The organism is Mesorhizobium sp. U510 (genome assembly GCF_059180695.1).
The window spans coordinates 2877154-2892300 of the sequence record NZ_CP180532.1 but is presented as its reverse complement, the minus strand read 5'-3'; the positions used below and the strand labels follow the sequence as shown (position 1 = coordinate 2892300).

The 15147-nt window shown below is 61.4% G+C and carries 13 protein-coding genes; all 13 read right to left on the bottom strand.

Translation table 11 applies throughout. The features are described from left to right. Window positions 1–20: 20 nt before the first annotated feature. On the bottom strand, window positions 21–1478 hold the full coding sequence (locus tag ACLGL5_RS15570) for a YncE family protein (protein ID WP_069091473.1): 1458 nt from the start codon (window positions 1476–1478) through the stop codon (window positions 21–23). A gap of 13 nt (window positions 1479–1491) precedes the next feature. Further along, window positions 1492–1989, bottom strand: a complete 498-nt coding sequence (locus ACLGL5_RS15565) for a DUF305 domain-containing protein (RefSeq protein ID WP_083246644.1) — start codon at window positions 1987–1989, stop codon at window positions 1492–1494. A gap of 345 nt (window positions 1990–2334) precedes the next feature. Then, on the bottom strand, window positions 2335–3219 hold the full coding sequence (copD, locus tag ACLGL5_RS15560; RefSeq protein ID WP_171903267.1) for a copper homeostasis membrane protein CopD: 885 nt from the start codon (window positions 3217–3219) through the stop codon (window positions 2335–2337). Further along, a complete protein-coding gene (copC, locus tag ACLGL5_RS15555) occupies window positions 3216–3584 on the bottom strand; it encodes a copper homeostasis periplasmic binding protein CopC (protein ID WP_069091472.1) in 369 nt (122 codons plus the stop codon). Before copC ends, copD begins: the two co-directional genes overlap by 4 nt. Before the next feature lie 721 nt (window positions 3585–4305). Further along, entirely contained in the window at window positions 4306–6291 is a 1986-nt protein-coding gene (tkt, locus tag ACLGL5_RS15550) for a transketolase (RefSeq protein ID WP_069091471.1), read from the bottom strand. 80 nt (window positions 6292–6371) lie between these two features. After that, window positions 6372–7139: a triose-phosphate isomerase gene (locus tag ACLGL5_RS15545; RefSeq protein ID WP_069091470.1), complete on the bottom strand. Its 768-nt coding sequence runs from the start codon at window positions 7137–7139 to the stop codon at window positions 6372–6374. A gap of 117 nt (window positions 7140–7256) precedes the next feature. Then, window positions 7257–8180, bottom strand: a complete 924-nt coding sequence (locus ACLGL5_RS15540; RefSeq protein ID WP_069091469.1) for a sugar phosphate isomerase/epimerase family protein — start codon at window positions 8178–8180, stop codon at window positions 7257–7259. Window positions 8181–8231: 51 nt separating this feature from the next. Continuing rightward, the gene (locus ACLGL5_RS15535; protein ID WP_069091468.1) at window positions 8232–8954 is read right to left on the bottom strand and encodes an HAD-IA family hydrolase; all 723 of its coding nucleotides are present in this window, start codon (window positions 8952–8954) and stop codon (window positions 8232–8234) included. A 12-nt stretch (window positions 8955–8966) separates the two neighbouring features. Further along, on the bottom strand, window positions 8967–10379 hold the full coding sequence (gene lpdA, locus ACLGL5_RS15530) for a dihydrolipoyl dehydrogenase (protein ID WP_069091467.1): 1413 nt from the start codon (window positions 10377–10379) through the stop codon (window positions 8967–8969). Window positions 10380–10489: 110 nt separating this feature from the next. Next, window positions 10490–11794, bottom strand: a complete 1305-nt coding sequence (locus tag ACLGL5_RS15525; RefSeq protein ID WP_083246641.1) for an acetoin dehydrogenase dihydrolipoyllysine-residue acetyltransferase subunit — start codon at window positions 11792–11794, stop codon at window positions 10490–10492. 18 nt (window positions 11795–11812) lie between these two features. After that, the gene (locus ACLGL5_RS15520; RefSeq protein WP_083246640.1) at window positions 11813–13033 is read right to left on the bottom strand and encodes a transaldolase family protein; all 1221 of its coding nucleotides are present in this window, start codon (window positions 13031–13033) and stop codon (window positions 11813–11815) included. A gap of 33 nt (window positions 13034–13066) precedes the next feature. Further along, on the bottom strand, window positions 13067–14071 hold the full coding sequence (locus ACLGL5_RS15515) for an alpha-ketoacid dehydrogenase subunit beta (protein ID WP_069091464.1): 1005 nt from the start codon (window positions 14069–14071) through the stop codon (window positions 13067–13069). 23 nt (window positions 14072–14094) lie between these two features. Beyond that, the gene (locus ACLGL5_RS15510) at window positions 14095–15036 is read right to left on the bottom strand and encodes a thiamine pyrophosphate-dependent dehydrogenase E1 component subunit alpha (RefSeq protein ID WP_171903266.1); all 942 of its coding nucleotides are present in this window, start codon (window positions 15034–15036) and stop codon (window positions 14095–14097) included. Window positions 15037–15147: the final 111 nt, after the last annotated feature.

Genomic DNA, 15147 nt, shown 5'->3' with positions numbered 1-15147 from the left:
CCGAGGCGGGCCATTTTCACTTACTCTGCCTGAACCTGAACAATCTTACCGGGTTTGCCATCGGCAGAGGTGGTGGCAACGACGAGATAGCGCTTCTCGTCCTTGTGCTTGGCTTCGACGATCTGTCGGATCGGACCGACCGCGTTAACAATAGCCGAACCGGCGGGATTGGTCATGAATGCTGCCAGGCCCTGGAGCTGACCGGTGCCATCGGGCTTGTCGGAAAGCGCAAGCACGTAAGGCATCTTCGGAACGAGGCCAGCGACGGCAGCCTGCAGAACCTGCGTCAGCCCCTGATTGAAGAGCGTGACGCTCGTCGACTGCTGCTTGTCCTTGTCACCCTTGGCCGCAAGCTTCAGGTGAGCGGCGTCTCCCGCCCCGCCAAGCGGCACGAGGTTCTGCATCCCATCTCCTTCGGGAACCGCGTTCGGGACGTAGGCGACCGCCTGCGGCGCTTGGCCGATCGGGATGTTGGCGATAACCTTGTTGGTCAACGTATCAATGGCGGCGAACTGGTCGGCATTCTCGAGGCCGACATACACTCGCGTGCCATCGCCCGAAGGCCAGATACCGTGCGGCAGGTTACCGACCGGGATGGTCGCGACCTGCTCGAAACTATCCGTGCGATACACCTTCACTTCGTTCAGGCCACCGACGGTCACGTAGGCAAAACTGCCGTTTTTGTTGACGACGAGATTGACGTGGTTGGTGATCGGTCCGGTATCGATGGTCTTGATGAGGTCAAAGGGCGCTTGGGCATTGAAGACCTGCGTCTTACCGACATCCTTCAACGTGAACCAAACCTGCTTGCCGTCGGCGGAGGCGGCAATGTTCGGGCAGAAGGGGCTAACCTGCTTCACATGGCCGACGATCTGATGGTCTGCGACAGTGACGACGGCGACATCCGGATTAAAGGAAGAGCAGATATAACCGTATTTGCCGTTCGGCGAGAATATCTGCATGCCGGGGCCAGGAGCGACCTTGATGCGGGTCTTTTCTTCGAAAGTGCTCGCGTCGATCACGGAGATATAGTCTTCGCCGCGGACCGTCACCCAGACTTCCTTGCCGTCGGGCGTAAAAAAGGCCTCATGCGGGGACCGGCCGACATAGGTCGTGTGCTTCACGGCATTGGTTGCCGTGTCGATGAAAGTCACAGAATTGGAGCCGATCGACACGATCGCAAGCGTCTTGTGATCCGGAGAGAAACCCATGCCGTGGACGAGGACCTGGCCCTTGTAGAGGGGGCTCAGGTTGCCGGGCTGTGGATCGCCGAGCTTGATGACGCCGAGGAGTCTGTTGTCGACCGGGTCGGAGACAGAAACCGTGTTGGAGAACTGCTCGGCCGCATAGACGCGGTCCTTGTGGCTGATCGGAATGTCGGGGGCGGAGGCAAGGCCGGGCGCCTGGCCGGCAAAAGCTGCCACGGGGGCAATCATGGTGCTTGCCAGAAGAGCAAGGATCTTCAGGTTGGTTCTCATGTCTTGGTCCTTTTCAGTTGGCGGGCAGCATCATCATCTGCATGGCCGGAGCCTTTGATGACGTCTCTTCGTGAGGGCTCTGTGTTGTCTTCGCATCGTTGGGATCGACCTGCGTCGGCGCCGCGTTGGAGGCAGGAAGCGGATCGCCCAGCGCCATGCGCATGGCCGCGATCTCCTGTTGCTGGTCGACAATGATTTCTTGCGCGATCCGCTTGAGTTGCTCGTTATTGCCGTAGCGCAGGTAGACGACGGCCATGTCGATCGCTCCCTGGTGATGCGGGAGCATCATCTCGACGAAATCGCGATTGACATCGCCTGTCGGCTTGACCGCCATGTCGTTCATCATTTTCGCCATGACTGCATCGTTTTCCTGCAGAAACGGTGCTTCGTCCGTTGTGCCGGAAACCGTTTCATGGTGGGCAGGCACATCCTGGGCAAAGGCCCACACCGAGACGACGGTGAGCAGCGATGTGGTCACCAGAATGCTGGTACTGCGAAAAAAGGCGGTCATTGTTATCTCCTGATCTCTCTCGAAGAGTTCAGAAGCGTAGACACCGGCGAGGGCGGATTATTCCGGGCGAACTGAAATTTTCTTGGCGATGCCGTGCCGGGTCGCGGCGGCATACGATATTGAGATGAGAAACGACATCGGCGGCCTTGGATGCCGTCATCTGGAATCCAGGCAGGCCGCCGGGCAGCTTTCCGTCTTGGTCGGCGGTTATTGCGCCTTTCGCGCAATCAGATAGCTTTAGCGACGCATGCCCTGTGATACTCCGAAGGACATTGTCCTTCAGGATGAGCAATCTATTCGACAACACAATCGGAGATTCCCGTTTCGGAAGCCTGAGGAACGGGATCAAGTCGGGTCCATGGTTCCGAATGCGGCAACGAGCGCGATAACTACGGCGCCAAGCAGGAGTTCGAAGGCAGCGCCGGCCAACAACGCGGTTTCTGCCTCGCTGCGCTTTCTGCGCAAGAGGGGAACGAAGATATAGCGATTGACGATGGCCGCGAGCGCCATGATCGCGACAAGTCCGATCTTGATGAGGAGCCTTGCCTGATAGGGCGACCGCCAATCTGTCGGCAAATGACTGAGGATGAGCAAGCTATTGGCCACGCCGCTCAAGATCGCCAGTGCGACGGCAACGTGGCCGAGCCTGGAGAATCGGGACAAAGCGACCAATGCTTGAGGACGATGAGCAACGTCGCGTGCCGCCCGCATGACAAATACAAAGCCAACAAGACCGCCAAACCATGCTCCGGCGGAAAGAACATGGACGATTTCGATGCCGGTATGAAGAGTGCGCTCAAAGCCCGTCCTCATTGCTGCGTGCCCTGTCAGGGAAAGGCTCGCCAAGGAACCGCCGGCCAAAACCGCCCCGAGAGCATGGCGACGTGGCATGAGCCAACGGGCCAGTCCAAGCAGTAACGAACCTGCGGCGAGTATATCCCATGCCCGTCCACTGGTTGTCAGCGTGAGAAACGACCACAACGTCTGCGGGTCAACGGTCGCGCGCCAATCATCGGTCACGACAGCAATCTGCGCCGGAAGGACGACCAGGACGCTTCCCGCCACCATCATTGTGCAAATTGCGGAGACCCCTGAAAAGCGCCGCACCAGGAGGGCGCATAAGGGTGGCGGCGTAGCGGCCGAAAACAACCCCCAACACCCCCAGAGCAACATGAGGGTGGTGTCAATAACGGCACGACCCAAAATCCAAAGCCCTTGCGGATCGATCAAGGCTTGACCGTGAAGCTGTAGCTGCCGTCGCTCTTGTGACCGTCGTTGGAAAGAATGTGCCATTTGACCGTATAGTCGCCAGGCCTGATCGCCGATTGCAGAGGAATGGTGAGGGTTTCGTCTTCGTTCGACAGCTGCGCCTTGCCCGACGAAACCTGCGAACCCGAAGCGTCCTGCAGATTGGCACCGGAAAAAGCTAGATTCAGTCCCTCTGTAAAGTCGAGCGTCAGCGCCATCGGCGAGGTCGATATGAGCGCCTTGTCGGCGGGCGTGACGCTCTTGAGATGGGCATGCGCGAACGCCGGGCCGGCTGCAAGAAAGAAACCGACGCCGGCGAATGCGAGGAAAACGGAAGCATGTTTCATCGATATGTCCTTCCATGCGTGGAGTGATTTCCACCCATGTGGACATCCTGGAAGCGCGATTATTCCATCGGACAACGAAAATTGCCGCAGGTAATGTTGCAAGAGAGACGAGGCGTTCACGCAGAAATTCGCTTAGGAGAGCCAGACACTAAGGGGTCCAAGAAGATGGTCTTCGTGGACACGTGAATGTCGGATTCTCCAAACCCATCAATTTCGACAGCTTTCGTGGGTGATGCCTTAGTTGGATGCCGATTGGCGGAAAACAAAGTATGCATTGGCTCTCGGCCCAGGGGATTCGTCTGCTTTTGGGACCCTGCACAACAGTCCGCAACGACCGATATGAGGCGCAAAGCTGCCGTTCAAAATGTTGCATAGTTGTAAGTTCGTGCTGACACGCTATCCGGCGCACGTCCCAGAAATCGGTGCCTTCAGACCTATCCAAACACCGAATCTACTATCCCACTTTGTCGATAAGCACCCGCAATTCGAGCTGAGGCGCTACCCAGAAAGTTCGAAAAGCTTCCAGGAACCCCAGCCAAATTGGATGCCTCGTCAGCCACACATCCCCACGAGCTTGTGCAACTGCCGCAGACGCGGCCGTTCCGGCAAGTAAATCAAACGGTTGCCTGAAAACCGCGCGGACCTCGCCGCGATTCCATTCGCAGTTCGACAGCACCACTCCGCAGGCATGGTTCCGGGACATGACGGGCCCGCCTCGGTCTTATCTCGCGGGGGGCAACTTCCTCAGCGCGATAGCGACGATCGCTTCGGCGGTTATGCCGAAATGCCGGAACAGATCCTTGCCGGGGCCGGATGCGCCAAAGGACTGCATCCCGACGAAATCGCCATCCCGGCCAATGAAGCAATCCCAGCCTTGACGAATGGCGGCCTCGACGGCGATGTTGACCGGCGTATTGCCGATGACAGACGCGCGATAGGCGGCCGGCTGTTCGGTGAACAATTCGAAGCAGGGGACAGAGACGACACGCGCGGCGATGCCCTTGTCCGTGAGATCGGCGGCGGCCTTGACCGCAAGCTCGACCTCGGAGCCGGATGCGAAGATTGATACCTTCGCCTCGTCGGCCGCGATCAGCTCGTAGGCGCCGAGCGCACAAAGGTTTTGCGCCTCATGTGTCAGGCGCACGGGCGAAAGGTTCTGGCGGCTCAACGCCAGGCCGGAGGGGCGGCGCTGCTGCTTGAGCGCCATCTGCCAGCATTCCGCCGTCTCGATGGCATCGGCCGGCCGGAACATCAGCAAGTCGGGAATGGCGCGCAACGCCGCCATGTGTTCGACGGGCTCGTGCGTCGGGCCGTCTTCGCCGACACCGATCGAATCATGCGTCAGGACGTGGATGACGCGAATGCCCATCAGGGCGGCCAGGCGGATCGACGGGCGGCAATAATCCGAGAAGATCATGAAGCCGCCGGAGTAGGGAATCAGGCCGCCATGCAACGCGATGCCGTTCATGGCGGCGGCCATGCCGTGCTCGCGAACTCCCCAATGGACGTAGCGGCCGGAGAAGTCCGTCGGCGTGAGCGAGGCCATCTGGCTGGTCTTGGTGTTGTTGGACGGCGTCAGATCCGCCGAACCGCCGAGCATTTCGGGCAGCACACCGTTGATGACCTCAAGCACGTCCTCGGACGCCTTGCGGGTGGCGATGAGGGGGGGCTTCTCGGCAAGCGTCCTCTTGTAAGCCGCGATCGACGCATCCAGGTCCAAAGGCAGCGCGCCGGCGAAGCGGCGGGTGAATTCGGATTCAGCCGCGGCCGCCGCCAGACGGCCTTCCCAGGCCTTTCTCTGCTCGACGGAGCGGCTGCCGGCTCTGCGCCAGTCGTCGAGAATGTCGGCCGGCACCGCGAAGGCCTCGGCTTCCCAGTGAAGCGCCTTGCGGGTGGCGGCGATTTCCTCCGCCCCGAGCGGCGAACCATGCACCTTGTGGGTGCCAGCCTTGTTGGGTGCACCGAAACCGATGACGGTCCTGCATGCGATGAAGGTGGGGCTGTCGGATTTCTGCGCGGCTTCGATGGCAGCTGCGATCGCATCAGGATCATGGCCGTCGATTTCGATGGTGTTCCAGTGGACCGCCTCGAAACGCATGATCTGGTCGGTCGAATCCGCCAAGCTCACGGCGCCGTCGATCGTGATCCTGTTGTCGTCCCAGAACAGCACCAGCCTGTTCAACTTCAGATGTCCGGCAAGCGCAATCGCCTCCTGGCTGATGCCTTCCATCAGGCAGCCGTCGCCGCACAGCACATAGGTGAAGTGATCCTGCAGTTCGCTCCCAAACTCCTCACGCAGCCTGCGCTCGGCAATCGCCATGCCGACCGCATTGGCAAGCCCCTGGCCGAGCGGGCCGGTGGTTGTCTCTATGCCGGTGGCATGGCCGTATTCCGGGTGACCGGCCGTCTTGGAACCAAGCTGGCGGAACTGCCTGAGATCATCGATGCTCATGTCCTCATATCCCGTGAGATAGAGGAGCGAGTAAAGGAGCATCGAACCATGGCCGGCCGAAAGGACGAAACGGTCCCGGTCGGGCCACAGCGGCGTCTTCGGATCGACCTTCAGGTAACGGGAGAACAGCACCGTGGCCACATCCGCCGCGCCCATCGGCAGGCCGGGATGCCCGGAATTGGCCTTTTCGATCGCATCCATGGAAAGAAAGCGGATCGCATTTGCCATCCGGTCGTGCTGTTCGCGAGAGATCATGGTGGTGTTTCCTGATGCCAGACCGTGAGCTTCCGGCTTGCAACTTGGCAAGCTGGGGCATGTCGTCATGTTGGGTTCATCTACAGAGAGGCGGCGACCCGCTGCAGAATGTCGAGATAGCCTGTGACCGTCCAAGCCGACCGGCCGATGAACAGGCCATCTATGGCAGGCTGACTCACGAGTTCCGCGCAGTTCTGTGGATTGACGCTGCCGCCATAGAGTATTGGGACCGCGACCCCGAGGGCCGCTTTGGCAACGGCCGCGATTTTCTCATGCCGTGCGTTGGCATAGTCAATCGTTGCGGGAATTCCGTTGACGCCGATGGCCCAGACCGGCTCGTAGGCGATGAGAATCGTGGCCGCCTTCTCATCTTCTGAGAGCTGCGACAAGGCCGCTTCAACCTGCCGACGAAGCACGGCATCGGCTTCCCCGGCCTCCCGCTGAGCCAGTGTCTCGCCAATGCAGATGAGTGGCACCAGCCGATGGCGGACTGCGGCTGCCGTCTTGAGGCCAACCGCCCTATCCGTCTCATTGAAGAACTCGCGCCGCTCGCTGTGCCCGATCTCGACGAGATCGAGATTGCAGTCCTTGAGCATCAACGGCGAGATTTCGCCCGTCCAGGCGCCGCCGTCATCCCAGTGCATGTTCTGCGCACCAACCTTCACGCTGGTGCCAGCCAGCCTTTCCTTGACCTGACGCATGGCCGTGAACGGCGGAATGATGAAGCGCTGGACCCGCTCGTGCCTGCCGGCATCGGCGGCGGCCAGACCGTCCGCGAAGGCCATCGCCTCGGCAAGCGTCTTGTTCATCTTCCAGCTGGTGCCGACCCAGAGACTTGATGCAGTCATCCTCTATTCCTTCCGGCGGCCAAGCCGCGCTCGCGGAGGATTCTTTCGAATAGGCCCCCGCCTCTTTCTCTGAATACTGGTCTTCCCGGACCCGGTTCCCAACTCGGGGCCGATGCTCTAGCGATTGAAGCCGGTGTCGATATGGGGCTCCCAATAGGCGACGGATTCGCGGATCATGTCGACGACGTTGCTGTCGGTGGGTTCGCGCTCGCGAAAAGACAGCTCCATGCAGATCTCGTTGTCGGTGCCGCCGGCGGCCTCCACGGTCCTGATAAGCTTTTCCGGTTGGATGCGGCCGTCCTTGTTGTGCTCGGCTGTGAAGGGCCAATGGCCACCCTTGTTCATCGACGATTGCTTCACGTGGATGATGGGCGATTCGCGTGGAAAGGCCGCGGCCCAGGCATAGGGATCCACATCGTCGGGATTGCTGGAAGTGACGTCGCCATGATCGACATCGACGATCATCTTGAACGGCAGCGGTAGCTTTGCCTTGGCCAGGCGCATGTCGAAGGAGCGGCATTCGGCGATCGTGTGACCGAATTCGCGACCGACCGACATCGGTTCCCAAAAAATATAGGACAGTCCGGCCGCCTTCGCGTGCTCGGCCACGTCGCGCCAGCAGTCGATGACAATGTCGATCAGCGCCTCGCGTCGGACTGGATCGTTGTAGTCCTTCTGGGTGAAGACGGCGAACTGGGTGCCCATGCCTTCGGCGCCGAGTTCGCCGGAAATGTCGGCCAGCGTGCGGAACCAGTCGAGGTAGTAGCGCCGGATATCTGCATCGGGATGGCCGAAATGATTGAGGCGGCCGTAGGTGCTGGTCATCACCGATGTGACCTTGACCCCGGTGCGGTCGAGTGCGTTGCGAAACTGGCGCACCCGCTTGGCGATGGTCGCGGCCGGCCAGGACGGATTGATGAACTCCGGCGTCAGTTGGATATGGCCGATGCGGATGCGTTCGGCCAGCGTATCGACCAGATCGTCCACCTCGGCAAAGCGGTTGATAAGCGGGTTCGTGTTGAGCGACAATCGCAATGCCATGATGTTCCTCCTCGGCTAGGGGGCGTGGGCCGCCTATGCCGTCATCCGTCTTCAGTTGCGTTTTGGCTTCGCTTGCCCTTGATCCGGGACAGACTGAGCCAGGATGCGGTTCAGGCCAGCTGGAAGATCGGCGAAGCGATCGACCAGCGCATCCGGTAAAAGCGAGGCGAGTGGGGCTTTTGAATAACCGTAGCTGACTGCGACGATGGGAACGCCGGCTGCCTTGGCCGTGGCGATGTCGACCTCGGAATCGCCGACGAAGATCACCGGACCGTCGGCCCCCACGGCTCTCGCGGTTTCCAGGAGATGACGTGGATCGGGCTTACCGAAGCCGAACGTGTCGGGGCCGGCAATGATTGAAAAAAAGACATCAAGGCCAAGATCCCGGATGATCGTCTTGGCGTACCGCTCCATCTTGTTGGTGCAGACCGCCATGCGCCACCCGTCCTGCGCCAGAAGCGAGAGGGTCTGCTCGACATCCGCATAGGGCCGCGTCTCCCGCGATACGCGCTGCGCGTAGATGTCGGTGAAGCGCTTGATATCGGCAGCGCCCTGCCCGTCCCAATCGACGCCACGCAGCGCCAGCGCACCGCGCACCAGATTGGGAATACCATGGCCGATCAGTTTCCTTGCCGCCACAATCCCGATGGCCTCCAGCCCCTTGTCGGCCATGAGGCTGTCGAGCGAGCCAGCAAGATCGGGTATGCTGTCGACGAGCGTGCCGTCGAGATCGAAAATGACGGTGCCTCTGGAGTGATCTTGCGGTCCGTTCATTGCCCTCGGTCCCTATGCATGAATGGCGCGCCCGTCGGAGGCGAGAATAGCCTCATGCATAGCCTCGGAAATCGTGGGATGTGGAAAAATAGCCGTTATGAGCTGCTCGCGCGTGGCCCCCAGCGTCATCGCTAGCGAGAAAACCGCGATGAGTTCGCTCACCGAAGGCCCGATCATATGCGCACCGACGACTTTCCGGCTCGCCCCATCGAAAATGACCTTGACCATGCCGTCGGTTTCGCCGAGCGTCACCGCCTTGCCATTGCCGCGCAGGCTGAAACGACCGATTTCGACCGGCCGTCCAACCGCGCTGGCCGCCTCCTCGGTGAGGCCGATAGATGCGATCTGCGGATGGGCGTAGACGCAGGACGGCACCGCCCCCAACGCCGAATGCACGCTTTTCCCAGCGATCGCCTCGACGCATAACACGCCTTCATGCTCTGCCTTGTGCGCCAGCATGGGCGGGCCTGCCACATCGCCGATTGCATGGATGCCCGCGACATTGGTACGCCCGTTCGCGTCGATCCGGATCGTGCCATTCGAAAGCTCGACCCCGAGGCGCTCCAATCCAAGCCCCTCGATGTTGGCAACGACACCGGCAGCCGACAGCAGCCGCTCGGCTTCCACTGTGCGAACCCCACCGCCGGCCTGCCCGATTTCGGCGGCAAGTCCAGCCATACCCGCAACAACCTTCGTCACGCCGCCGCCGCAGACGACCTCGACACCCTTCTTCTTCAGGGCCTTGGCCATCAGATCGGCAATCTCCGCGTCCTCGAGCGGCAGGATGCGCGGCATGCTCTCGACAAGCGTCACCTTCGTTCCCAGCGCCGCGTAGAAGGAAGCGAACTCGACGCCGATGGCGCCACCGCCGATGACGATCAGCGACGCCGGTCGCTCGCGTGCGGTCATGGCATGATGATAGGACCAGATACGCTGACCGTCGGGTTCTATTCCCGGCAACGCGCGCTCGCGCGCGCCCGTCGCCACGATGATGTCAGCTGCCTCGTAGTCACCGGCCGGCAACGTGCCCTTGGGCGGTTCTCCCGCGGTTGGCTTGACGCGCACATGCCCGTGGCCGGCCAGTTCCGCCTGGCCCCAGATGATATCGATCTTGTTCTTGCGCAGAAGAAACTGGACGCCGGCGTTCAATTGACCGGCAACGCTGCGGGACCGCTCGACCATCTTCGACAGGCTGACGGCCTGTTCACCAGGCTCGACGCCGAACTGCGGCGCCAGGGTCTGGCCAAGGACGACCTCGGCGGAATGCAGCAGCGACTTCGTCGGGATGCAACCCCAGTTCAGGCAAATGCCACCGAGGTGTTGTCGTTCGACCACGGCCGTGCGTAGGCCGAGTTGAGCGGCGCGGATCGCGGCGACATAGCCGCCCGGGCCAGCACCGATGATAATCAGATCATAGGCTGGCATCCACCTGCCCTTTCACGCAAAATGGTCAGAACTTCTGGACTGGCGCGCGATTTTCATTTCAGCGGTCACCACGCGTCCTGGCGGACGCGTGGTGCGGCCTGAGTGCCGGCTCAACCGGCACTTCGAACGTTTTCAGCGACCAGCCGCCCGACCAGGCGCGCGGCCTCGAGTTGCGGCAGATGGCCGATATTGGCAAGGCGGTACAGGCCGACATGCGCCGGCACCGCATCTGATTGCTCGGCCGGGATGATCTGGTCCTCGCGCCCGACGATCACGCGCGACGGACCGGCAAACCTCTGAAGCGCCTCGCGGATCGAGAAGAGCTGGGTGTTTGCGGAAAAGACACCGGATGCAAGACGGGCTTGATTGCTGGCCAAGGGGGTGCCTTCGCGTGCCGCAAGCGTGGCCCGGACGAGCACCCCTGGGAGAGAAGCCGGATCGTGAACTAACAGCTCCAGCCAGATCTTCAATGCTGCCTCGCTCGACGACGACAGGAAACCGGCGACAAAATCGCCGTTGATCTTGGGGCCGAGGCCAGCCGGCGATAGCAAGGAGAGAGAGCGGATATCGAGGTCGCCGCCGCCCGCGATATTTGCCGCCACCGCCGCCCCAAGCGAGTGGCCCACAAGATGAAGCCTCTCGATGCGTTCGCCGCAAAGGGCCGAGCGAACAGAGGCGGTCAGGCTCTCGAAATCGGTTGCCGGCAAGGCTGCGGACGCGCCGTGGGCGGGCAGGTCGAGCGCCAGGATCGGGTTTGTCAGTCCGAGATGGGCGACGAACGGCCGCCAGGCCGAGAGTTCGGCGCCAAAACCGTGGATCAGCAGAACCGGATCGCCCGTTCCAGCCTGCAGCGTGCGGATCGGCAAGGCGCCACCGGAGCTGGCGGCCGCGCCGCCAGTGAAGGCAACAACGGAAGAAACGCCGGGCTTGCCGCGCTGATAGTTTTCGATATCGCGCTTGACGACGGCGCCGCGGGAACCGCTTCCCTTGACGGCGGCGATGTCGACGCCTGCCAGGGCAGCCAGACGCCGGGCCAGCGGCGAGGAGCCGCCGGTTCCGGTTTTGAGGAACGCGGTTTCGACTTCGCGGGTGGCTTGCTCGGGGGCAGCCCTGCTGACGATCGCCTCGGCATCCTCACCCGCAAAGCCGACGGTGGAGACCGTTTCGAGGATCTCCCCTTCCTCGCCGACCATGATTATCGGTTCGAGGACGATTGCCATGTCACCGACATTGTAGCGGATTTCGAGGACTGTTCCGGTTTCGAAAGCTTCCACCTCGAACACGGCCTTTTCCGATTCCACCTCGGCTACGATATCGCCTTTCTTGACCTTGTCGCCGACCTTCACGTTCAGCGCGGTTATCTTGCCTTCGGTCAGATCCTGTCCGACCTGCGGCATGAGAATGGGACGTGCCATGACGTTTGCTTTCTTTTCTCAGGCAACCCGGCGCCGGACGGATTCGACCGACCGGGCGACGAAATCGACGGTTTTGCGGGTCGCGGCGGCGAATTCCCCCGCTGTCGTTGCGAATGCGGCGAACTGCGAAAACTCTTCCGCGCGCATGCCGTCGAACTCGTAGGCCTGCCGGAAATATGGGATGCGCAGCAGCTTCTCGATCGTCTCGGCCGGCGCGTCCTCGTCGATGGCGCGCGGATCGAAATCGGGAAGCCTGTCTTCGGCGTGCATCAGTTGCGCGATATAGCCCGGTGGGCACGTGTAGACGAAATCGCCTCCGGCAAGCTTGGCGATGTGCCAGCTCGACGCCATCCCGCCGGGACCGCTGTCCGTTACACGCATGGAGCATTGCAGCATCTTGCTGGGATGTCCGCGGTCCTTGCCGTAACGATAGGCCCGCTTCAGAACGGCAAGCTCGCCATGAAGGATGTCCTCCGCCGACAGCGCAATGCCGCGGGCGTCCGCCTGGGCCTTGAGATCGCCGACATTGCCGAGCCGAGCCGACATGTGGGTGATGACCGACCGCCATTTCGACAGGTCCACCCCCTTCGCCCTGGCTCGCTCCAGACCCCGCGAAACCGCATCCATGCAGGCAACATATTGCGGCACGGTGAAGGAGGTCGTGTTGTTGGTGGAGATACCCCGCGCCGTCAGTTCCTCGATGACCTCGTAGCCTTCTTTCGACCCGGGAATCTTGACCATGACGTTGGGGGCGATTTCGGCAAGCTGCAGCCCCTGTTCGAGCATGCGCTCCCGGTCCATGACGAACCGCGGATCGACCTGCCCGGAAACCAGCCCATACTTTCCGCCAGATACGTCGTAGACCTTGCTGATCATCGCGGCACCACGGCGAACCACCTCAAGATAGATGGCCCAGTAGATATGCTCGATGTCGTCCGAGCCGCAGGCCGTGGCGAGCTTGCGGATTTCATCCGCCCAGAATGCCGGGTCGGACTGGATCGCCTGCAGCGACAGCGGCGGATTTGTAGTGACCCCGCGAAACCCCATCTGACCGGTCGCCAGTGCGTGGTCCGCATCGAACAGGCGCGTCAGCTGGGCTTCCCAGTCGGCCCGCTTTTCAGCCGGCGCATCTTTCAGAAGCGATGCTTTCCATCCCGGGTAGACCAGCGGCGAGGAATCCCACCAGATTTCGCAATCCGGATTGGTTGCGGCAAGTTTTTCCAACACATTCATAGACATCGTCGTTTTCCTGTCCTGTCCGGGGATCCGCACTCATTCAGCGGCAAGCGCGAAAGGCTTGGCATGAAGGGTGCGGCGGGCGGCGGCGATGATGTCGTCAACCTGGGGAACGCTGGCCTTTTCGAGCTCGAGGTTGAACGGAACGGGAATATTGAGGCCAGCCACGATCTCGATTGGCGCATCGAGGTGGTAGAAGGCTTCCTCCTGGATGATGGAAGCGATGTCGGAGGCGACGCCGCCTCGGCGGACGGCTTCCTGGACGATGACAGCCCGGTTGGTCTTGGCAACCGAAGCAAGGATCATTTCCCTGTCGAGCGGCACCAGCGTGCGCGGATCGAAGACCTCGGCGTCAATTCCCTCCTCGGCCAGCTTGGCGGCTGCTTCCAGCGCGCGTGGGATCATGTTTGACCAGGCGATGATGGTCACGTCCTTGCCCGGGCGCTTGATGTCGCCCTTGCCAAACTCGATGACATGCTCGCCGTCGGGCACGAGGCCCTTGGTCATGTAGAGGTGCTTGTGCTCAAGGAAAATGACCGGGTCCTGCTGCCGCAACGCATATTTCAGCAGCCCCTTGGCATCGGAAGGCACCGACGGCATGACGACCTGGAGACCGGGAATGTGGTAGAACAGGGCCTCAAGGCTCTGCGAATGCTGCGCGGCCACGCCGCCGCCCGTGCCGCCCTGGGTGCGCATGACGAAAGGCACGCGGCCGTCGCCGCCGGTCATCAGCCGGAACTTCGCCGCCTGGTTGACGAGCATGTCCATGCCGAGCATGGCGAAGTCGACATAAAGGATTTCCACGATCGGGCGGGCACCCGCGATCGCGGCACCGACACCGACGCCGATCATGCCGGCCTCGGCGATCGGCGTGTCACGGACACGCTTCGAGCCATATTTTTCGAGCAGCCCTTCCGTCACCTTGTAGGAGCCGCCGCGCTCGGCGATCCCCTCGCCGATGATGAACACCGAGCTGTCGCGCCCCATTTCCTCGTCGATCGCCTCGCGAAGGGCGTCGCGATACATGATTTCTCTGGCCATTATGGTTCTCTCTCCCGGGAAACTCAGTAAGCGGCGGCGAATTCGCGGAAATCCGCGATCGTCACTTCACCGCTCGCCTTCGAAAATTCGATCGCGTTCTCGAACTCCTGCCTGATCTCGCTCTCGATCGCTTCGATTTCGGACTGATCGATGCCCGACATTTCGATCAGCGCGTTGCGCGCCCGATCCACAGGATCGCGCTCTTTGTAATAGGCAAGGCGGTCGGCCGGCATGTACTTGCCGGGATCGTTCACATGGTGCCCCATGTGGCGGTAGGTCTTTGCCTCGATAAGGATCGGGCCTTCGCCGCGCCGGCATTTCTCGACCGCTTCCTTCGTCATGTTGTAGACGGCGAGCGGATCGTTGCCGTCGACCTGATGGCTCTCCACGCCAATGGCGAGGCCACGCTTGTAGAGATCGACGTCGCGGGTCGATTCCTCGATCCTGGTTGAAACCGCGTACTGATTGTTCTCGACGACCAGTACGAAGGCGAGGTTCCAGATCGCCGCGAGATTGAGCGATTCCAAGAAGGTGCCGTTGTTCGCCGCACCATCCGTGGTGAAGGTGACGGTGACGGCATCAGAACCCTTGATCTGCGCGGCGAGCGCCGCTCCGACGCCGAGCGGCGTTCCGGCGCCGACGATGCCGTTGGCGCCGAGGTTGCCGGCCTTGATATCGGCGATGTGCATGGAGCCGCCGTAACCGCGGCAATAGCCGGTGTCTTTTTGGAGCAGTTCGGCGACCATCTTGTTGATGCTGGCGCCCCAGGCGATGCAGTGACCGTGGCCGCGATGGGTCGATGCAATGTAGTCGCCGTCTCGCAAGGCCGCACAGACACCCGTCGCAATGCCTTCCTGCCCCAGATAGGGGTGGAAGTAGCCGCGGATCAGGCCCTGACGGTAAAGCTTGATGCCCTCCGTTTCGAAGACGCGGATCTTAAAGGCCGTTTTGAAAAGTTTTTCCAAAAGCTCCCGCGATGGGGCATTAGCCTTTCTGGACTGGGCTGACATGGATTCTTTTCTCCCCGAATTTGTCCGCTTGTTCATTGTGGAAATCTCTCTAGCATCCAGGAATAG